Here is a 23445-nt window from a genome sequence, read left to right as displayed (position 1 = left end):
AGCGGGCCGCGTCCCCGTAGCGCACCGCCGGCCGACGGCGGCGGACACCCGACAGAGCCCGTCGAGGCGGGCCGGGAAGCTCCTAGGGGTTCTCTTAGAGTCCCCGGCCAGCGCTCAATTCGGCCGACCGGCGCCCACAGAATGTGATCAGCGAGTAGAGGAATCCAGCGTCGTGGTCGCCGCTGTGAGGCAGGCCGCCGGTCCGCCGAGCGGTCCGGGGAAGGGAGCTGAACTGTGAGCGAGGGAAAGCTCCGCGACTATCTGAAGAGGGTGACGGCGGATCTCCACCGCACCGGCAAGCGGCTGCGCGAGATGGAGGCCCGCGAACGCGAGCCCATCGCGATCGTGGCCATGAGCTGCCGCTACCCCGGCAATGTGCGCTCGCCCGAGGACCTCTGGCAGCTGGTCGCCGACGGCACCGACGGCATCACGCCCTTCCCGGAGGACCGCGGCTGGAACGTGGATTCCCTCTACCACCCGGACCCGGCCCACCCCGGCACCTGCTACACCCGGGAAGGCGGCTTCCTCCACGACGCCGCCGACTTCGACCCGGACTTCTTCGCCATGTCGCCCCGCGAAGCGCTGGCGACCGACCCGCAGCAGCGCCTCCTCCTCGAAACGTCCTGGGAGGCCTTCGAACGGGCCGGGCTGCGCCGGCAGTCCCTCAAGGGCAGCCCCACCGGCGTCTTCGTCGGTGTCATGTACAACGACTACGGCTCGCGGTTCACCGAGCCGCCCGCCGGCCTCGAAGGACACCTGGGCAACGGCAGCGCCGCCAGCATCGCCTCCGGCCGGGTCGCCTACACCTTCGGCCTCGAAGGCCCGGCGGTGACCGTCGACACCGCCTGCTCCTCGTCCCTGGTCTCCCTGCATCTGGCCTGCAACGCGCTGCGCCAGGGGGAGTGCTCGCTCGCCCTCGCCGGCGGGGTGACGGTGATGTCCACCCCCGTCACCTTCCTGGAGTTCAGCCGCCAGCGCGGGCTGTCCGCCGACGGCCGCTGCAAGGCGTTCTCCGACGACTCCGACGGCACCGGCTGGGGCGAAGGCGTCGGCATGCTGCTGCTCGAACGGCTCTCCGACGCCCGCCGCAACGGCCATCGCGTCCTCGGCCTCGTCCGGGGCACCGCCGTCAACCAGGACGGGGCGAGCAGCGGGCTGACCGCCCCCAACGGGCCGTCCCAGCAGCGGGTCATCCGCGCGGCACTCACCGCCGCGGGTCTCACCGCGTCCGACGTGGACGCCGTGGAGGCGCACGGCACCGGCACCACCCTCGGTGACCCCATCGAGGCCCAGGCGCTGCTCGCCACCTACGGCCAGGAACGGGACGCCGGCCGCCCGCTGTGGCTCGGCACGGTCAAGTCCAATATCGGGCACACCCAGGCCGCGGCCGGTGTCGCCGGAGTCATCAAGATGGTGCAGGCGATGCAGCACGGTGTGCTGCCCCGCACCCTGCACGCCGAGCGGCCCTCCACCCACGTCGACTGGAGCGAGGGCGAGGTCCGGCTGCTCACAGACGCCGTGGACTGGCCGGACACCGACCGGCCGCGGCGCGCCGGGATCTCGGCCTTCGGGGTGAGCGGGACGAACGCCCACGCCGTGCTCGAACAGGCCCCGCCCGCCGGGACCGAAGCCCCGGCAGTCGGCACTGAAGCACCTGCCGCCGGCTCCGACGAGGCGGAGCCCGCACCGTCCGCCGAGCACTCCGCCCGAGCGCCGCGACCCGCCGCGCCGCTCCCGGTGGTGCCCTGGGTGCTCTCCGCCCGCAGCGAACCGGCCCTCCGGGCCCAGGCGGCCCAACTCCTCGCCCACGCAGGCGAGTTGCCCGCGGACGTCCGTGCCGTGGATCTCGGTGCCTCGTTGGCCACCACCCGTACCGCCTTCGAGGAACGCGCGGTGGTGCTGGGCGAGGACCGTGCGGAGCTGCTCCAGCACCTCGCCCGGTTCGCGCGGGGCGACGACGGCGCGGCCGTCCGGGGCACGGCCGGCCGCGGCAAGACCGCGTTCCTCTTCGCCGGCCAGGGCGCTCAGCGACTCGGGATGGGCCGCGACCTCCACGCGGCGTTCCCCGCCTTCGCGGAGGCCTTCGACGGGATCTGCGCCCACCTCGACCCGGAGCTGCCACAGCCGCTCGCGGACGTCGTCTTCGGCCAGGACGCGGCGGCGCTGGACCGGACCGGCTTCACCCAGCCTGCCCTGTTCGCCTTCGAGGTGGCGCTCTTCCGGCTCGTCGAATCCTGGGGTCTCACGCCGGACTTCCTGCTCGGTCACTCCATCGGGGAGCTGGCCGCCGCGCACATCGCCGGCGTGCTCTCGCTGCCGGACGCCTGCCGGCTCGTGGCCGCCCGCGGCCGTCTGATGCAGGCGCTGCCGGCCGGGGGCGCGATGTTCTCCTTCCGGGCCGCCGAGGCCGAGGTGCTGCCGCTGCTGGCCGACGCCGGCGAACGGCTGAGCATCGCCGCCGTCAACGGGCCCGGGACGACCGTCGTGGCCGGCGACGAGGAGGTGCTCGCCCCGCTCGTCCGCCGCTTCGAGCAGCAGGGCGGCAAGGCCAGGCGACTCCGGGTGAGCCATGCCTTCCACTCCCCGCTGATGGCCCCCATGCTCGACGAATTCCGCGCCCTCGCCGAGGATTTGACGTTCCATCAGCCAAGTATCCCGGTCATCTCCAATGTGACCGGGGAGCCGGCCACCGACCTGGGAACCGCCGAATACTGGGTGCGGCACGTACGGGAGGCCGTACGGTTCGCGGACGGCATCCGCGCACTGGACCAGCGCGGGGTCACCCGCTTCCTCGAAATCGGGCCCGACGCCACGCTCACCGCCCTGGCCCAGGGCTGCCTCGACGCGGACCCCGGCCACCCCGGCCACCTCTTCGTCCCCGCCCTGCGCAAGGACCGGGCCGAGACCCACAGCGTCCTCACCGCGCTGAGCGCCCTGCACACCCGCGGCGCGAGTCCCGACTGGGACCGCCTCTTCCCCGGCGCCGACCGCGTCGACCTGCCCACCTACGCCTTCCAGCGCGAGCGCTACTGGCTGGCCCCCGAGGCGGCCGGCGCGCACCGCACCGGCGAACACCCGCTGCTCCCCACGGCCATCACGCTGGCGGACCGCAGCGCCGTCGTCTCCACCGGACGCCTCACCCCGTCCGCCCACCCCTGGCTCGCCGACCGGGCGGTCGACGGCCGCGTCCAGCTCCCCACGAGCGCCTACCTCGACCTCGCCCTGCACCTCGGGGCGGTGGCCGGCTGCGAGCACGTCGCCGAACTCGGCGTGGACGCCCCCCTCGTGCTGTCCGAGCGGTCCGCCGTCGAGTTCCAGGTGGTGCTCGGCGCCGCCGCGGAACCGGACGGAGCGCGGGCCCTCACGGTGCACTCCCGCGCCGCCGACCGGCAGGACGACGAGACGCCGTGGACCCGGCACGCCCACGGCGTCCTCACCCCGCAGCCGCCCCCAGGCACCGGCCACGACCTGCGGAGCTGGCCCCCCGCCGACGCCCGGCCGGTGGACGTGGACGCCTTGCCCGCGCCGCAGGAAGGCGAGGAGCCCCCGCCCGACGGGCTGGTGGGCGTATGGCGACAGGGCGACACGGTGTTCGCCGAGGCCGCGCTGCCCGAGGCGTACCGCGGCGACGCGGCCCGGTTCGCCCTGCACCCGGCGCTGCTCGACGCGGTGCTCGGGGCGCTCCCGGCGGCGGGACACCCCGGCGCCGTCGCCGCGTCGTGGCGCGAGTGCGTGCTGCACGCGGTGGCCGCGGAATCGGTGCGCGCCCGCCTCGCACCCGCGGACGACGGCAGCCTGGAGATCCATCTCACCGACGAACTCGGCGAGCCCGTCGCCTCGTTCGGCTCCGTCACCCCCGTGCCCGCACCCGCCACCGAGGCCGCACCGCCGCAGCCGTCCTCCGGCCGCGACGATCTCTTCACCGTCGAGTGGACCGCACTGGCACCGCCCACCCCGCAGCAGCCGCCCTGCCGGATCGCCGTCCTGGGCGCGGAAGGCCCCGGGACCGACGCGGCAAACTCTGGGACCGACGCGGAAAACCCCGGGACCGACCCGGAAGCGCCCGCGTTCCACCGCGCACTGGACGCGCTCGCCACGGAAGTGGAGCAGGGCGCCGACGTCCCCGACCTTGTCGTCGTGCCCTGGCGGACCGGCGGCACCGGCGAACCGGCCGAGACCGCCCACACCTCGGCGGGGCACGCCCTGACGCTGCTCCAGGACTGGCTCGCCCGGCCGGCCCTCGCCCCCGCGCGACTGGTCCTCCTCACCCGGGGTGCCGTCGCCACCGGCCCGGACGAGACCGTCACCGACCTGCCCGCCGCCGCGGTGTGGGGCCTGGTGCGCTCGGCGCAGTCGGAGAACCCGGACCGCTTCCTGCTCGTGGACGCCGATGCCGACGACGAGGGCGGCGCCGACGCCCTGTCCACCGCGGCGGTCGGCGCGGCCACGGGAGCCGGGGAAACCCAGCTCGCCCTCCGCGCCGGGCGCATCCTGGCTCCTCGCCTGACCCGGCTGCCCCAGCACTCCCGGGGTACCCACCCCGAGGCCGGGGCGCGCTTCGATTCGTTCCGCACGGTGCTGGTGACCGGAGCCACCGGAACCGTGGGCGCCGCCGTCACCAGACACCTGGTCACCGGACACGGCGTACGGCATCTGCTGCTCGTCGGCCGCCGCGGTGCGACCGCGCCCGGCGCCGTACAACTGGCCGCGGAGCTGCGCGAGCTGGGCGCCCGGGTGACCATCGCCGCCTGCGACGTCGCCGACCGCACCGCCCTGGCCGACCTGCTGAGCACCCTCCCGGAGGCACACCCCCTGGGCGCCGTCGTGCACGCCGCCGGTGTCCTCGACGACGGGGTGATCTCCTCCCTCACCCCCGAGCGGATCGCCACCGTCCTGCGGCCCAAGGCCGACGCCGCGGTCAACCTCGACCGGCTCACCCGGGACCTCGACCTGTCGGCCTTCGTCCTCTTCTCCTCGGCCGCCGCCACCTTCGGCGGCCCCGGCCAGGGCAACTACGCCGCCGGCAACGCCTTCCTGGAAGCGCTCGCCCACCGGCGCCGCGCCGAGGGCCGCCCGGCCATGGCGCTCGGCTGGGGAATGTGGGCGGAGCGCAGCGAGATGAGCGCCCGCCTGGACGAGGCGGACCGGCGGCGAATGGACCGCGGCGGCGTCGGCGCGCTGCCCACCGAGGCCGCGCTCGCCCTGTTCGACCGCTGTCTGGCCCAGGACCGGGCCGTACCGGTCCCGGTACCGCTCGATGTCGCCGCGATCCGCAGAAGCGGCCCGGCGGTTGCCCCGCTGCTCCGGGGGCTCGCCGGCCGGCCCGCCAAGCGGACCGCGGCCCCGGCGGCCGCACCGGGCACCGGGCCCGCCCCGGCCGACGCCCTGACTGCCCTGGCACCGGAAGAGCGCCACGCCCGGATCCTCGACCTGGTACGCACCGAGATCGCCGCCGTCCTCGGCCACACCTCGGCGGGCCGGGTCGACGCCGACCGGGCCTTCGGGGACCTCGGCCTGGACTCCCTGACCTCCCTCGAACTGCGCAACGCGCTCGGCCGCCGCACCGGACTGCCGCTGCCGGCCACGCTGGTCTTCGACCACCCCACACCCTCGGCCGTCGCCGGCTACCTGCTGACGGAACTGCTCGGCACCGGGCAGGAGTTGACGGCTTCCGGGGCCGACGCCACGACCGCCGGTGAGCCCGTCGCCATCGTCGCGATGAGCTGCCGCTTCCCCGGCGGCATCCGGACCCCGGACGCCTTCTGGGAGTTCCTGGCCGCCGGCGGCGACGCCATCGGCGAGTTCCCCGACGACCGGGGCTGGGACACCGAGGCGCTGTACGACCCCGACCCGGAACACGAGGGCACGACGTACACCCGCCAGGGCGGCTTCCTCACCGAGGCCGACCGCTTCGACGCCGGATTCTTCGGCGTATCGCCCCGCGAGGCCCTGGCCATGGACCCGCAGCAGCGGATCCTGCTGGAGATCTGCTGGGAGGCGTTCGAGCGGGCCGGTATCGACCCGCTGTCCCTGCGCGGCAGCCGCACCGGCGTCTTCGCCGGCACCAACGGGCAGGACTACACCACCGTCCTGGGCAACGCCGCCGAGTCCGTCGGCGGATACCTGGGAACGGGCAACGCGGCGAGCGTGGTCTCCGGACGGATCGCCTACTCCTTCGGCCTCGAAGGCCCGGCCGTCACCGTCGACACGGCATGCTCCTCCTCCCTCGTCGCCCTGCACTGGGCGGTCCGCGCCCTCCAGTCGGGGGAGTGCTCGCTCGCCCTGGCGGGCGGCGTTACCGTGATGTCCACGCCCGCCGCGTTCCTGGAGTTCAGCCGCCAGCGCGGACTGTCCGCCGACGGCCGCTGCAAGGCCTTCGCCGACGGCGCCGACGGCACCGGCTGGGGCGAGGGCGCCGGCATGCTGCTGGTCGAGCGGCTGTCCGACGCCCGGCGCAACGGGCACCCGGTGCTGGCCGTCGTCCGCGGCAGCGCCATCAACTCCGACGGCGCGAGCAACGGCCTCACGGCACCCAACGGCCCCTCCCAGCAACGGGTGATCAGGGCCGCGCTCGCCGACGCCCGCCTCACCGCCGGTGACGTCGACGCCGTCGAGGCCCACGGCACCGGCACGACACTCGGCGACCCGATCGAGGCCCAGGCACTGCTCGCCACCTACGGCCAGGAGCGCACCGGGGACCAGCCCCTGTGGCTCGGGTCCGTGAAGTCGAACATCGGGCACACCCAGGCCGCGGCCGGCGTGGCCGGAGTGATCAAGATGGTGCAGGCCCTGCGCCACGGCCTGCTGCCGCAGACGCTGCACCTCGACGCCCCCTCGTCCCATGTGGACTGGACCGAGGGCGCCGTGGAGCTGCTGGCCGCCCCCACCACCTGGCCCGAGCACGGGCGCCCCCGCCGAGCCGCCGTCTCCTCCTTCGGCTTCAGCGGCACCAACGCCCACCTCATCCTCGAACAGCCCACCCCGGAACCGGCCGCGCCCGCCGCACCCGCGGACGGCACGCAGCCGGCACCGGACGCACAACCGGCACCGGACGCACAAGAGCCCACCGACACCGTCCCGCTGCCGCTCGTCTGGCCGCTGTCCGCCCGCAGCCCCGAAGCACTCCGCGCCCTGGCCACGGCCCTGCACACGCACGCCGCTGACCACCCCGACCTGCCCGCCGCGGCCGTCGGCCACGCCCTGGCCACCACCCGGGCGTCCTTCGAGCACCGCGCGGTCGCCCACGGCACCGACCGGGCCGGCCTGCTGTCCGCCCTGGGCGGGCTGGCCGCCGGCGAGAAGCCGGCCACCGGAGCCGCCCTCGACGTGGCCCGTCCCGGCGCACGCACCGCCTTCCTGTTCACCGGACAGGGCGCCCAGCACCCCGGCATGGGCCGTGAACTCCACCGCACCTTCCCGGTGTTCGCCCACGCCCTCGACGAGATCTGCGGACACTTCGCCGACCACCTCGACCGGCCGCTGCGCGACGTCATGTTCCACGACACCGACGGACTGCTGCACCGGACGGAATACACCCAGCCCGCCCTGTTCGCCATGGAGACCGCCCTCCACCGCCTCGTCGAGAGCACCGGCCTGCGCGCCGACCACCTGCTGGGCCACTCCATCGGCGAGGTGACCGCCGCGCACCTCGCCGGGGTGTTCTCCCTGGCCGACGCCTGCGCCCTGGTCGCCGCCCGCGGCCGACTCATGCAGGCGCTCCCGGAGTCCGGCGCCATGGTCGCCCTCCAGGCGACGGAGGCCGAGGTGCGGCCGCTGCTCGACGGGCTCGACCAGCAGGTCTCCCTCGCCGCCGTCAACGGCCCCGACTCCGTCGTGCTCTCCGGCGACCGTGCCGTCGTGACCCGGATCGCCGACCAACTGGCCGCCGACGGCCGCCGGACCAAGCAGCTCCGGGTCAGCCATGCGTTCCACTCACCGCACATGGACCCGATGCTCGACGATTTCCGCACGGTCGCCGAGGCCCTCACCTACCACGAGCCGCGCCTCCCCGTCGTGTCCAACCTGACCGGAGAGGCCGCCACCGAACTGCACCTCCCCGACTACTGGGTGCGTCAGGTGCGGGGAGCCGTCCGGTTCCACGACGGCCTCCGCGGGCTCGCCGAACAGGGCGTCCAGCGCTTTGTCGAAATCGGCCCCGACGGCACCCTCTCCGCCATGGCGGCCGGTTGCCTGCCCCCCGACGCTGCCGACACCGCCGTCATCCCGCTGCTCCGCGACCGGACGTCCGAGTCCCGCTCGCTGCTCGACGGCCTCGCCCGCGCCCACGTCCACGGCGCGGACCTCGACTGGTCCGCCGTCGCCAACGCCCACCCGGCACGTACCGCCGTCGCCGACGCCCACCCGGGACACACCACCGTCGCCGACCTGCCCACCTACCCCTTCCAGCGGCAGCGCTACTGGCCCACTCCCCGCGCCCTCGCCACCGCGGGAATCAGCCCGGCCGGCCATCCGCTGCTGAGCGCGGCCGTCGAACTCGCCGACGGCAGCCACCTGTTCACCGGCCGGCTCTCGACAGCCGACCAGCCGTGGCTCGCCGAGCACGCCCTGGCGGGCACCGTCGTGGTCCCCGGTACGGCCTTCCTCGAACTCGCCGTCCTGGCAGGCGACCGGGCGGGCTGCCCCCGGGTGGCGGACCTGACCCTGGTCAGCCCGCTCGTCATGCCCGAGCAGGACGCGATGGACCTGCAAGCGGTCCTCGGCTCCGACGACGGGCAGGGCCACCGGCCGTTCACCGTCCACGCCCGCCCCGTCGACCCGGCTGCCGGCGAGCCCTGGACGCTGCACGCCACCGGCACCCTCACCGCCGCCCCTCCGGAGCCCACGGCCCCCGCCCCCTCGGCATGGCCGCCCGCCGGCTCCGAGCCCCTCCCCGTCGAGGACATCTATGAGCAGCTGAGCGCGGGCGGGTTCGACTACGGGCCGCTCTTCCAAGGCCTGCGTGCCGCCTGGCGCCACGGCGACCAGGTGCACGCCGAGGTCTCCCTGCCCCAGCCGGCACACCAGGACGCGGACCGCTTCGCGCTCCACCCGGCGCTGCTCGACGCGGCGTTGCACGCGACCGCCTTCCTGCCGACGGAGGACACCGGGAGCGGACGCCTGCCCTTCTCCTGGCGCGGCGTGCAGATCCACGCCACCGGGGCGACGCACCTGCGCGTCCGCCTCGACCTGTCCGCACCCGACACCGTCGCGCTCGCCCTCGCCGACGCCGACGGCCGGCCCGTCGCCGACATCGAGGCGTTGACGCTGCGGGAGATCTCCGCCGACCGGATCGCGCTCTCCGCCCGGTCCGCCGGCCCCCTCTACCACCTCGACTGGCCCGTGGCACCCCTCCCCACGACGCCCCCCGAGGAGCCGGCCCACCTCCTCGTCCTGCACAGCGCGGACCTCGCCGCCGACCTGGACGGCGCCGGCCTGCCCGTGACCCGCCTGACCGACCCGGCCGACCTCCACGACACCACCGGCACCGTCCTCGTGGCCCTCCCCGCCGCCGACCCGCACGAGGCCGCGACCGGCGCCCTGGAACTGGTCCAGCGCTGGCTGGCGGACCCACCCGCCGCGGCCCGGCTAGTCTTCGTCACCCGGGGAGCCGTCGACGCCCCCGGCACCACCCACCACGATTCTGCGGCCGCCCCGATCTGGGGCCTGGTGCGCTCGGCACAGTCCGAACACCCCGGCCGGTTCGTCCTCGCCGACCTCGACGGCCAGGACACCTCGTACGCCGCGCTGCCCGCCGCACTGGCCACCGACGAGCCCCAATTCGCGGTCCGCGGCGGCACCGTGCACCTGCCGAAGGTCGCCCCCGTCCACGCCGGCACCGCGCTGCCCGAACCCACCGACGGCACCTCCTGGCGCCTCGGCATGACCGGCAAGGGCACCCTCGACCACCTCACCCTCATGCCCCACGACGACGCCACACGCCCCCTGGCACGGGGCGAAGTCCGCATCGCGGTGCGGTCCGCCGGCGTGAACTTCCGCGATGTGCTCAACGTCCTCGGCATGTACCCCGGCGACGCCGGAGCCTTCGGCCTCGAAGGCGCGGGCGTGATCACGGAGACCGGCCCCGACGTCATCGGATTCACCCCGGGTGACCGGGTGATGGGGTTGTTCCCGTACGCCTTCGGTCCGGTGGCGGTGGCGGACGAGCGGATGGTGATCCGTGTTCCGGAGGGCTGGTCCTTCGCGCAGGCGGCTTCGGTTCCGGTGGTGTTTTTGACGGCGTATTACGCGCTGGTGGAGCTGGGTGGGTTGCGGGCGGGTGAGTCGGTGCTGGTGCATGCGGGTGCCGGTGGTGTGGGGATGGCTGCGGTGCAGTTGGCGCGGCATCTGGGCGCGGAGGTGTTCGCGACGGCGAGCCCCGGCAAGTGGGGCACGTTGCGGGGGTTGGGTCTGGACGAGGCGCATATTGCGTCGTCGCGTGATCTGGACTTCGAGCGGTCGTTCCTGGCGGAGACCGGCGGCCGGGGTGTGGATGTGGTGCTGGATTCGCTGGCGCGGGAGTTCGTGGATGCTTCGCTGCGGCTGTTGCCGCGGGGTGGTCGTTTCCTGGAGATGGGCAAGACCGATATCCGTGAGCCGGAGCGGGTGGCTGCGGAGCATGCGGGTGTGCGGTATCAGGCGTTCGATCTGATGGAGGCGGGCGAGGATCGGATCGGGGAGATGTTTGCGCGGGTCCGGGAGTTGTTCGAGGGGGGTGTGCTGGAGCCGTTGCCGGTGACGGCGTGGGATGTGCGGCGGGCGCCTGAGGCTTTCCGGTATCTGAGTCAGGCGCGGCATGTGGGCAAGGTCGTGCTGAGTATGCCGGTTCCGCTGGATGTGGAGGGGACGGTCCTGGTCACGGGGGGTACGGGTGGTCTGGGTGCGTTGGTGGCCCGGCATCTGGTGGCCGAGCACGGGGTTCGGCACCTGCTGTTGGCCAGCCGTCGGGGCCCGGCGGCTCCTGGTGTGGACGAGTTGCGTGATGAACTGCGTGTTCTCGGCGCGGAGGTCGAGGTCGCTGCCTGCGACATCGCCGATCGTGAGGCGTTGAGCGGTTTGCTGGACTCCGTACCGAAGCACCATCCGCTCACCGCCGTCGTCCACACCGCCGGCGTACTCGACGACACCGTCGTCACCTCGCTCACCCCGCAGCGGCTCGGCGCGGTCCTGCGCCCCAAGGCCGATGCGACGGCCCACCTGCACGAACTCACCCGTGACGAGGACCTGGCGGCGTTCGTCGTCTTCTCCTCGACCGCCGGGGTGTTCGGCGCTCCCGGCCAGGCCAACTACGCCGCCGCCAACGCCTTCTGCGACACCTTCGCCGCCGAGCGCCGGGCCGCCGGACTGCCCGCCACCTCGCTGGCCTGGGGGCCGTGGTCCCGCACGACGGGCATGACCAGCGGGCTCACCGAAGCCGATCTGCGGCGCATGGCACGCGCGGGTCTGCCCGCCCTGCCCGCCGACCGCGGACTCGCCCTCTACGACGCGGCGCTCGGCCGGCCCGAGGCAGCCCTGCTGCCGATGCTGGTCGACCCCCGCGCCCTGGGCTCGGGCGGGCCCGTACCGCCGCTGCTGAGCGGCCTGCTGCCGACCGCGGCACGCCGGACGGCGGCGGGCCCGGCGGCACCGGCCGGACCGGGCTCCGCCGAGACCCTGGCCCGTACGCTCGCCACCCTGACCCGCGACGAGGCCCACCATGCCCTGCTCGACGTGGTGTGCACCCAGGTCGCCGCCGTACTCGGCCACGCCTCCGCGGCAGAGGTCGGCGACCAGCAGTCGTTCAAGGACCTCGGCTTCGACTCGCTGACCGCGGTGGAGCTGCGCAACCGGCTCGGCACCGCGACCGGAGCCCTGCTGCCCGCCACGCTCGTCTTCGACTACCCCACCCCGCTGGCCCTCACCGACCACCTGTGCGCGGAGCTCGTCCCCGAGCAGCCCGCGGAGCCGGCCGCCGCGCCGGAGGACGAAGCAGCGGTACGCGACGCCCTGGCCGCCATTCCCCTCGCCCGCCTGCGGGCGGCCGGGCTGCTCGACGACCTGCTGGCGCTGGCGCGGCCGGTGACACCCGGCCCGGACCAGGAGCCCGAGGCCGATCCCGCCCCCGACTCCGATGCCATCGAGAGCATGGAAGTCGACGACCTTGTGCGCCTCGCGTTCGGCGCATCGGACGGTTGAGCACCGCCGTCCCGACGAAGCCACACCCGACGAAGCCGGAATGATGGAGAGCTGACCAATGGCCACGTCCGCGGATCAGATCGTCGAAGCCCTCCGGGCCTCGCTGCGGGAGAACGACCGGCTGCGCAAACAGCACCAGCAGCTGGTCGACGCCGCCGGTGAACCCCTCGCCATCGTCGCCATGAGCTGCCGCTTCCCCGGTGGAGTGCAGACCCCCGAGGACTACTGGCAGCTGCTCGCGGAGGGCGTCGACGCGCTGTCCGAATTCCCCGCCGACCGGGGCTGGGACCTGGGCGCCCTCGACGTGACGACCACCCGCGGCGGCTTCGTGCACACCGCCGACGAGTTCGATCCGCAGTTCTTCGGGATGAGCCCGCGCGAGGCGCTGGCCACCGACCCGCAGCAGCGCCTGCTCCTGGAAGTGTCCTGGGAGGCACTGGAGCGGGCGGGCATCGACCCGATGACGCTGCGCGGCAGCCGGACCGCCGTCTTCGCGGGCTGCAGCAATCAGGAGTACGGCTCCGGGCTGCGCGGCAACGTCCCCGAGGGCGTCGAGGGACACATCCTCACCGGTACCACGGGAAGCGTCGTCTCGGGCCGGGTCGCCTACGCTCTCGGCCTCGAAGGCCCCGCCGTCACCGTCGACACCGCCTGCTCCTCCTCGCTGGTCACCCTGCACCTCGCCGCACAGTCCCTGCGGGCGGGCGAATGCGACCTCGCCCTCGCGGGCGGCGTGGCGATCATGTCCACCCCTGCCGCCTTCGTCGAGTTCGACCGGCAGGGCGGACTCGCCCGCGACGGCCGGTGCAAGCCGTTCTCCGACGACGCCGACGGCACCGGCTGGGGCGAGGGCGCCGGGATGCTCCTCGTCGAACGGCTCTCCGACGCCCGCCGCAACGGCCACCCCGTGCTCGCCCTGCTCCGCGGCAGCGCCCTCAACCAGGACGGCGCCTCCAACGGCCTCACCGCCCCCAACGGCCCGGCACAGCAACGGGTGATCCGCTCCGCGCTCACCGGCGCCGGGCTGACCGCCGCCGACGTGGACGCCGTCGAGGCCCATGGCACCGGTACGACGCTGGGCGACCCGATCGAGGCGCAGGCACTGCTCGCCACCTATGGCCAGGACCGCCCGGCCGACCGGCCGTTGTGGCTGGGCTCGGTGAAGTCCAACCTCGGGCACACCCAGGCGGCCGCCGGTGTGGCCGGCGTGATCAAGATGGTCCTCGCCCTGCGGCACGGCATCCTGCCGCAGAGCTTGCACACCACCCGGCCCTCCACCCACGTGGACTGGTCGGCGGGCCGCGTCCGGCTGCTGACCGAGCCCGTGACCTGGCCGGACGGTGACCGGCCGCGCCGCGCCGCGGTCTCCTCCTTCAGCATCAGCGGCACCAACGCCCACACCATCCTGGAACAGGCCCCGGAGGACCGGACCCCGTCCCCGGACGCCCCGGAACAGCCCCCGGCCGCGGGGGAACAGGCCGCGGTGGACGGGGAAACGGCCGCGGTGGCCGGGCAAACCGCCGCCCTGTCCGGGGAAACGGCCGACGAAGCCGCCCCGCACCACACCCCGGCCCGACTTCCGCACCTCCCGTGGGTGCTCTCCGCCCGCAGTGTGGACGCCCTGCGGGCACAAGCCGGCCGTCTGCGCGCACACCTGGAGCGCCACCCCGACGCGGACCCGCACGATCTGGCCTACTCGCTCGCCACCTCCCGGTCGGCCTTCGAACACCGTGCGGTGCTGCTCGGCACCGACCCGGCCGATCTGCACGGCAAGCTGACCGCACTCGCCGAGGAGGGCCCGGACGCCGCGGGCGCCGTCAGCGGCTCCCCGCTCCGCGGCAAGACCGCCTTCCTGTTCACCGGCCAGGGCGCCCAGCGTCTCGGCATGGGCCGCGAGCTGTACGAGACGTTCCCCGTCTTCGCCGACGCCTTCGACGCCGCCTGCGCCCACCTCGACCCGGAGCTCGGACAGCCGCTGCGATCCACCGTCTTCGGCGACGACGCGGCACTGCTGGACCGCACCGGACACACCCAGCCCGCGCTCTTCGCCTTCGAAGTGGCCCTCTTCCGGCTGCTCAGCTCCTGGGGCATCAAGCCCGACGTCGTCATGGGCCACTCGATCGGCGAACTCGCCGCCGCGCACACCGCCGGCGTGCTGTCCCTCCCGGACGCCTGCCGCCTGGTGGCGGCCCGCGGACGGCTGATGCAGGCGCTCCCGCCCGGCGGCGCCATGGCCTCCCTCCAGGCGACCGAATCCGAGGTGCGGCCGCTGCTGGCGGACACCGCGGACCGCGTGAGCATCGCCGCGGTCAACGGCCCCGACGCCACCGTCATCACCGGCGACGAAGCCACCGTCGACACCCTCGTCGGCCACTTCCGGGACCTGGGACGCAAGGTCTCCCGACTGCGGGTCAGCCACGCCTTCCACTCGCCGCTCATGGACCCGATGCTGGACGAGCTCCGCGCCATCGCCGGCGAACTCACCTACCAGCGGCCGCAGATACCCGTCATCTCCAATGTCACCGGCCGCCTCGCCACCGCCGACGACCTGTGCAGCCCCGACTACTGGGTACGCCACGCCCGCCAGGCCGTACGCTTCGCCGACGGCGTCCGCGCCCTCGCCGACCGCAACGTCACCCGGCTCGTCGAACTCGGTCCCGACGGCACCCTCACCGCGCTGGCCGCGGCCTGCCTGCCCGACGGCGACAGACTGCTGACCCCGCTCCTCCGCAAGGACACCCCCGAGGCCGTCGCCCTGCTCACCGCGCTCAGCAGGCTCCACGTCTCCGGCGTCCCCCTGGACTGGGCCGCCCTGCTGCCCGGCGCGCGCCGCGTCGACCTCCCCACGTACGCCTTCCAGCGCACCCGCTACTGGCTGCACTCCGCACCCGCCGACGACACGCCCGGCAGCCGGCCGGCCGACTCCGCGTTCTGGACCGCCGTCGAGCAGCAGAACGTGCCCGAACTCGCCGACAGCCTCAGCCTCGACCGCTCCCTCCTCGAACCGGTCGTCCCCGCCCTCGCGGCCTTCCACCGCGACCGGCAACAGCACTCCACCGCCGGGACCTGGCGGTACGCGGAGCACTGGGAGCCCGTCGACGCCCAGCCCGCCCCGACCGCCCCGGCCCACTGGCTGCTCCTCGTCCCCGACACGGACGGCGAACACCACCGGCCCGTCGCGGCCGCCCTCACCACCGCACTGACCGGGCACGGCGCGACCGTCACCACCCTGAGCCTGCCGCCGGACGCCGACGCCGACCACCTCGCGCAACGCATCGAGGAGATCCGCGCCGAAGCCGACCACCTCGCGCAACGCATCGAGGAGACCCCCGACCGGGACCGCGACCCGGACGAACTTCATGTCCCGGACGAGCTGCACGTCCTCTCCCTCCTCGGCCTCGGCAGCGCCCGCCACCCCCACCACCCCGACACCCCTGCCGCCCTCACCCTGACCGGCGCGCTCGTCCAGGCACTGCTCCGCACCGACGCCCCCGTCCGGCTGTGGACCGCCACCCGGGGCGCCGTCAGCATCGGCCGCTCCGACCCGCTCAGCGCCCCCGGGCAGGCCACCCTCTGGGGCCTCGGCCGCAGCGCCGCCATCGAACACCCCGACCACTGGACCGGCCTCGTCGACCTGCCCGAACAGCTCGACGAACGCGCCCTGGACCGACTCTGTGCGGTGCTCCACACCCCCGGCCACGACACCGAGAACGGCAACGAGTTCGCGCTCCGCGCCTCCGGCCTCTTCGCCCGCCGACTGGTCCGGGCCCCCCGCCCGGAACGGCCCCGCGGCTCGTCCGCCTGGACGCCGGCCGGCACCACGCTGATCACCGGAGGCACCGGCACCATCGGCTCCGCCCTCGCCCGCCAACTGGCCCGCGAAGGCGCCGCGCACCTGCTGCTCATCAGCAGGCGGGGCCCCGACGCCCCGGGCGCCCAGGACCTCGTCGACGAACTCGCGGCACACGGCACCCGTACCACCCTCGCCGCCTGCGACCCCGCGGACCGCGACGCACTGGCCCAACTCCTCGCCTCCCTCCCCGAAGACCAGCCCCTGACCAGCGTCTTCCACACCGCTGGCGTACTAGACGACGGTACCCTCGCCACCATGGACGCGCAGCGGTTCGCCACCGTCCTGCGCCCCAAGACCGAAGCCGCCGCCAACCTCCACGAACTGACCCGCGCCCACGACCTGACCGCGTTCGTCCTCTTCTCCTCCATCGCGGGCACCCTCGGCGCGGCCGGCCAGGCCAACTACGCGGCGGCCAACGCCGGCCTGGACGCCCTCGCCCAGCACCGGCGGGCCCAGGGCCTGCCCGCGACCAGCGTCGCCTGGGGCCCGTGGGCACACGACGGCATGGCGGCCGACCCCACCCTGCGCGCCAAGCTCAGCCGCGCGGGCCTGCCGCCCATGGAGCCGGAGACCGCCCTGGTCGCGCTGCACCAGGCACTCGACCACGGCGAGACACACCTCGTCATCGCCGACATCGACTGGGACCTGTTCCCCGCGGGCCGCAACGCGCTCTTCCGCAAACTGCCCGAAGCCGCCGCCCAGAACCCCGCCCAGGACACCGGAACCGACGACGTCCGCACCCTCCTCGCCGCCCTGCGCACCCCCGCCGAACAGGAACAACACCTGCTCCGCCTGGTACGCCGGACCACCGCCACCGTACTGGGATACCCGGGCCCCGACGCCGTCGAGACCACCCGCACCTTCCAGGAACTCGGCACCGATTCCCTCACCGCCGTCGAACTGCGCAACACCCTCTCCACGGCCGTCGCGCTGCCCCTGTCCCCGACGCTGGTCTTCGACTATCCGACGCCGACGGCACTGGCACGTCATCTGCGCGCCGAACTCCTGGGGGATCTCGGCGAGCAGCACACCGCAGCCCTCGCGCAGCCCGTCCAGGATGACGGGGAACCGATCGCCATCGTAGGCATGGCCTGCCGCTATCCGGGGGACGTACGGTCACCGGAGGACCTCTGGAAGCTGATCGCCGACGGCGGCGACGCCATCACGCCCTTCCCCGACGACCGCGGCTGGAACATCGACGCCGTCTACGACCCCGACTCCGGTTGCCCGGGCACCAGTTACGTGCGCGAGGGCGGATTCGTCCGCAGCGCCGGCGACTTCGACCCCGGCTTCTTCGGGATCTCACCCCGCGAGGCCCTGGCGATGGACCCCCAGCAGAGGATGCTGCTGGAGATCTCCTGGGAAGCCGTCGAACGGGCCGGCATCGCCCCGCTCTCGCTGCGGGGCAGCCGCAGCGGACTCTTCGTGGGCTGCGGCTACCAGGGCTACGGGTCGGGTTCGGTCGATATGCCCGACGACCTCCTGGGCCATCTGCTCACCGGAAGCTCCGGCGCCGTGGTGTCCGGCCGCGTGGCGTATGCCCTGGGCCTGGAGGGGCCCGCGGTGACCGTGGACACGGCATGCTCGTCGTCGCTGGTCGCCTTGCACCTGGCGGTACAGTCCCTGCGCTCGGGCGACTGCGACCTCGCCCTCGCCGGCGGCGTCACCGTGATGTCCACGCCCGGTGCGTTCATCGAGTTCAGCAGGCAGCGGGGCCTTGCCGCGGACGCCCGCTGCAAGCCGTTCGCCGACGCCGCGGACGGCACCATCTGGGGTGAGGGCGCCGGCGTCGTGCTCGTGGAGCGCCTCTCGGACGCCCGGCGCAACGGCCATCAGGTGCTCGCGGTCGTCCGCGGCTCCGCCGTCAACCAGGACGGTGCGTCGAACGGCCTCACCGCCCCGAACGGCCCCTCCCAGCAGCGGGTCATCCGGCAGGCACTGGCCGGCGCGGGCCTGACGACATCGGACGTCGATGCGGTCGAGGGCCATGGCACGGGCACCACCCTGGGCGATCCGATCGAGGCCCAGGCACTGCTGGCCACCTACGGCCAGGACCGCGACGAGGACCGGCCGTTGTGGCTGGGTTCGGTGAAGTCGAACATCGGCCACACGCAGGTGGCAGCCGGTGTGGCCGGTGTCATCAAGATGGTGGAGGCCCTCCGGCACGGCGTCCTGCCGCGGACGCGGTACGCGGAGCACCCGTCCTCGCACGTGGACTGGTCGACCGGGCAGGTACGGCTGCTGGCTGAAGACATGCCATGGCCGGAAGGAGACCGGCCCCGCCGGGCCGGTGTCTCGTCCTTCGGCGTGAGCGGCACCAACGCCCACGTCATCCTCGAACAGCCCCCCACGGACGAACCCCAGGACGCATCCCAGGACGAGCCCGAGTACGAGCCCCAGGGCGCAGCCACCCGGACGCCCGCACCGGCCCTCGTCCCCTGGGTCCTGTCCGGACGCACCGAGGCGGCGCTCAGGGCGCAGGCAGAGCGCCTGGCGGCGCATCTGACCGCCCACCCCGCCCTCGACCTGCGGGATGTCGGACTCTCGCTCGCCACCACCCGATCGCCGTTCGAACACCGAGCCGTCGTACTCGGCGAGGACCGGGAAACGCTGCTCGCCAGCGTGCACGCCCTCGGCCGCGGCGAGCCGCAGGGCAACATCGCCGAAGGCATGGCCACCTCCGAAGGCAGCCTTGCCTTCCTGTTCACCGGCCAAGGGGCACAACGACCCGGAATGGGCCGGGAGTTGTACGAGTCCTTCCCGGTCTTCGCGGATGCGTTTGACGCGGTGTGCGCACACTTCGACGGCGAGTTGGCGACGCCACTGCGGGGTGTGGTGTTCGGCGACGATGCCGAGGCGCTGAATCGGACCGGTTTCACTCAGCCGTCGTTGTTCGCGGTGGAGGTGGCGCTGTTCCGGCTCGTCGAGTCCTTCGGCGTCCGGCCGGATTTCCTGGTGGGGCATTCCATCGGGGAGTTGGCGGCTGCACATGTGGCGGGCGTGCTGTCGCTGGAGGACGCGTGTCGGCTGGTGGCGGCACGCGGACGGCTGATGCAGGCGTTGCCGGCGGGTGGGGCGATGGTCGCTCTCCAGGCCGCCGAGGACGAGGTGCTGCCGCTGCTGGAGGGCCTGGAGCAGCGGGTGAGTGTCGCCGCGGTGAACGGCCCGAAGTCGGTCGTGATCTCCGGCGAGGAATCCGCGGTGGCGGACATCGCCGGGCGTTTCGAGTCCGAGGGTCGGAAGGTGAAGCGGCTCCCGGTGAGTCACGCTTTCCACTCGCCGCTGATGGAGCCGATGCTCGACGAGTTCCGTGCCGTCGCGGAAAGCGTGGCGTACGAGGAACCGCGTATCCCGGTGGTCTCGAACGTGACCGGCGAGCTCGCCCTGTCGCATCAGCTGACGTCTCCCGATTACTGGGTGCGGCACGTCCGCGAAGCCGTCCGCTTCGCCAATGGCATCCGGTGGCTGGCGGAGCACGAGGTCACCCGGTTCCTGGAGATCGGGCCGGACGGCACCCTGACCGCCATGGCGCAGGGGTGCCTCGACAGTGACGCAGGCGCGGACCAGCTCCTCGTCCCCGCCCTCCGCAAGGACCGTCCGGAGGCCACCGGGCTGCTCACCGCACTCGGCCACGCCTATGCCCGCGGCGTCCCCGTCGACTGGGCCACGCTCTTCGCCGGCACCGGCGCGCGCCAGGTCGAACTGCCCACCTACGCCTTCCAGCACCAGCGTTACTGGCTCGGGCTCGCCCACACCAACGCCACCAATCTCGGTTCGGCGGGATTGCAGGCGGCCGAGCACCCCTTGCTCGGGGCCACCATGACCCTCGCCGACTCGCACTCCGTCGTCTTCACCGGTCGGCTCTCCGCGCAGGACCACCCGTGGCTCGCGGACCACGTCGTCGACGGCTCCCTCCTCGTTCCCGGTACGGCCTTCCTGGAACTCGCGCTCCGCGCCGCCGACCAGGCCGGTTGCGACCACGTCGAGTCGCTGACCATCGAAGCCCCCCTGGTGCTCCCGGCCCACGAATCCGTCCAGCTGCAAATGCGCATCGAGGAGCCGGACCTGCACGGCACCCGCGCACTGACCCTCCACTCCTGCCGCGTCGGGAGCACCGGCGTCGCGGAGGAACCATGGGTCCGGCACGCCACCGGCCTGCTCGGAGCGGCCGCTCACCGCGAGACCTTCGATTTCGCCGTCTGGCCCCCGGAAGGAGCGCAGTCCGTCCCGACGGACGGTCTCTACGAGGCCTTCGCCGACGCCGGGATCGCCTACGGCCCCGCCTTCCGCGGGCTGCGTGCCGTCTGGCGGCGGGACGCCGACGTCTTCGCCACGGTGGAGCTCCCCGAATCATCGGAGCCCTCGTCATTCGGGCTGCACCCCGCATTGCTGGACACCGTCCTCCATGCCCTGGCACTCGAAGCGGACGAGACTGCCGTACTCGGACAACTGCCGGTCTCCTGGCAGGACGTGAAGCTGTACGCCTCGGGAGCCACCGTGCTGCGGGCACGTATCTCGGCGAGTGCGGACGGCGGGCTGTCGCTCCAGCTGGCGGATGCCGTAGGACAGCCGGTGGCGGAGATCGCTTCCCTCACACGGCAGCCGATGACGGCTGAGACGTTCAGCCGCGCCTGGCAGGGCAGCACCCACTCCGATGCCCTGTACCGGGTCGACTGGACTCGCGTGCCCGAGACCGCCGCGGAGCCGGTCGACCTCGTCGATCTCGCGGATCTCCGGGATCTCGGTGATCTCGGGGATCGCGGCGATCTCCATGACCGCGGCTCCGCACCGGACGATGATGCGATGCCTCCGTTCGTCGCGCTGCGCCTCGACGCCCTCATCGGAAAACCTGACGGAACTCCCGCGGCCGCACGGGCCGCCACGAGTCGGGCGCTGGCCTGCCTACAGGAATGGACGGAAGCCGAGCGCCGCTCCACCACCCGACTTGTGGTGGTGACACGGAACGCCGTTCCGGCGGAACTGCAACAGCCCGACCCCGCTCAGGCCGCGGTCTGGGGCCTCGTCCGTGCCGCACGCGTCGAGCACCCCGACCGCTTCGTGCTCGTGGATGTCGACGGCACGGACGCCTCGCTGGCAGCGCTGCCGACCGCCCTGGCCTCGGGTGAACCCGAACTCGCCCTGAGGGGAGGCACGGCCTACCTGCCGAGGCTGAGCACGAACATCCGGCGGGACGAGCTGTCGATGCCGTGCCTGCCGCAGGACGGATGGCGCCTCGAAAACGCCGACGAGGGCACGCTGGAGAGCCTGCGCCTGGTGCGGCGCCCCGAGGTCCGGGACGAGCTGGAGCCGGGACAGGTGCGCATCGCGGTGCGGTCTGCCGGTGTGAACTTCCGCGATGTGCTCAACGTCCTCGGCACGTACCCCGGTGACGCGGGCGCGCTGGGTCTGGAGGGCGCCGGCGTCGTGACCGAGACGGGCCCCGGTGTCGTGGGCCTGATGCCGGGTGACCGGGTGATGGGGTTGTTCCCGTACGCCTTCGGTCCGGTGGCGGTGGCGGATGAGCGGATGGTGATCCGTGTTCCCGAGGGCTGGTCCTTCGCGCAGGCGGCCTCGGTTCCGGTGGTGTTTTTGACGGCGTATTACGCGCTGGTGGAGCTGGGTGGGTTGCGGGCGGGTGAGTCGGTGCTGGTGCATGCCGGTGCCGGTGGTGTGGGCATGGCTGCGGTGCAGTTGGCGCGTCATCTGGGCGCGGAGGTGTTCGCGACGGCGAGCCCCGGCAAGTGGGACACCTTGCGGGGGCTGGGTCTGGACGAGGCGCATATTGCCTCGTCGCGTGATCTGGACTTCGAGCGGTCGTTCCTGGCGGAGACCGGCGGCCGGGGTGTGGATGTGGTGCTGGATTCGCTGGCGCGGGAGTTCGTGGATGCTTCGCTGCGGCTGTTGCCGCGGGGTGGTCGTTTCCTGGAGATGGGCAAGACCGATATCCGTGAGCCGGAGCGGGTGGCGGCGGAGCACGATGGTGTGCGCTATCAGGCGTTCGATCTGATGGAGGCGGGCGAGGACCGGATCGGGGAGATGTTTGCGCAGGTCCGGGAGTTGTTCGAGGGGGGTGTGCTGGAGCCGTTGCCGGTGACGGCGTGGGATGTGCGGCGGGCGCCTGAGGCTTTCCGGTATCTGAGTCAGGCGCGGCATGTGGGCAAGGTCGTGCTGAGTATGCCGGTTCCGCTGGATGTGGAGGGGACGGTCCTGGTCACGGGGGGTACGGGTGGTCTGGGTGCGTTGGTGGCCCGGCATCTGGTGGCCGAGCACGGGGTTCGGCACCTGCTGTTGGCCAGCCGTCGGGGCCCGGCGGCTCCTGGTGTGGACGAGTTGCGTGATGAACTGCGTGTTCTCGGCGCGGAGGTCGAGGTCGCTGCCTGCGACATCGCCGACCGTGAGGCGTTGAGCGGTTTGCTGGACTCCGTACCGAAGCATCACCCCCTCACCGCCGTCGTCCACACCGCCGGCGTACTCGACGACGGCATGCTGTCCTCACTGACGCCCGCACGCATGGACGCGGTGCTGGCGCCGAAGGTGGATGCGCTGGTGCATCTGGACGAGCTGACGCGTGGTGCGGACCTGGCGGAGTTCGTGGTGTTCTCGTCGGTGGCGGGAACCTTCGGCAGCGCGGGCCAGGCCAACTATGCGGCGGCGAACGCGTTTGTGGATGCCCTGGTGTGCCGGCGTAGCGGGTCGGGGCTGCCGGCACGGTCGTTGGCGTGGGGTGCGTGGGCGCCCGGCGCGGGAATGACCGGCGAACTGAGCGAAGCCGACCTCCAGCGCATGGCACGCGGCGGCATCACGCCCTTCACCGAGGAGCGCGGTGTGGAGGCGTTCGACGCCGCTCGACACACCGCCGTACCCGTGGTTGTCCCGGTGCAGCTGAATCACACGATGTTGCGAGAGCAGCATGCCGCGGGCGTTCTTCCGCCGCTCATGCGCGGGCTGCTGGGGAGAAGTGCGCGTCGTACCGCGGTCTCCTCGGCGGTGGAGCTGACACCGGCCGACGCTCTGCGGTCCCGGCTTGCCCCGCTGTCCCAGGACGAGCGGCGAGCCGAGCTGCTGGAACTCGTACGCACCCAGGCGGCACTGGTCCTCGGACACCCCGGCCCCGAGGCGATCGAGCCCACACGCGACTTCCGGGGCCTTGGTGTCGACTCCCTCACCGCCGTGGAGTTGCGCAACCATCTGCAGGCAGCCACGGGGCTGCCGCTGCCCGCCACTCTGGTCTTCGACTACCCGTCTCCGCTGGTGGTGGCTCGCTACCTGGAAGGCGAGTTGTCCGATGGCAACGACACGGCCGATGCGGGAGCCGTAGCTCCGGCAGTGACGATATCGCCGGATGAGCCGGTGGCGATTGTGGCGATGAGTTGTCGGTTCCCTGGTGGGGTGGGGTCGCCGGAGGAGTTGTGGGGGTTGTT

Annotated in this window: 2 protein-coding genes; both read left to right on the top strand. The window is 73.3% G+C overall.

Annotated elements, in window-relative coordinates; translation table 11 throughout:
* Positions 1–234: 234 nt before the first annotated feature.
* A complete protein-coding gene (locus EST54_RS34990; RefSeq protein WP_129246883.1) occupies positions 235–12171 on the top strand; it encodes a type I polyketide synthase in 11937 nt (3978 codons plus the stop codon).
* 58 nt (positions 12172–12229) lie between these two features.
* The coding region (locus EST54_RS35285; RefSeq protein WP_129246881.1) for a type I polyketide synthase at positions 12230–23445 on the top strand (11216 nt) is incomplete at its 3' end.

Source organism: Streptomyces sioyaensis (genome assembly GCF_004122735.1).
Lineage (GTDB): Bacteria > Actinomycetota > Actinomycetes > Streptomycetales > Streptomycetaceae > Streptomyces > Streptomyces sioyaensis.
This window is presented reverse-complemented; position numbering and strand designations above follow the sequence as displayed.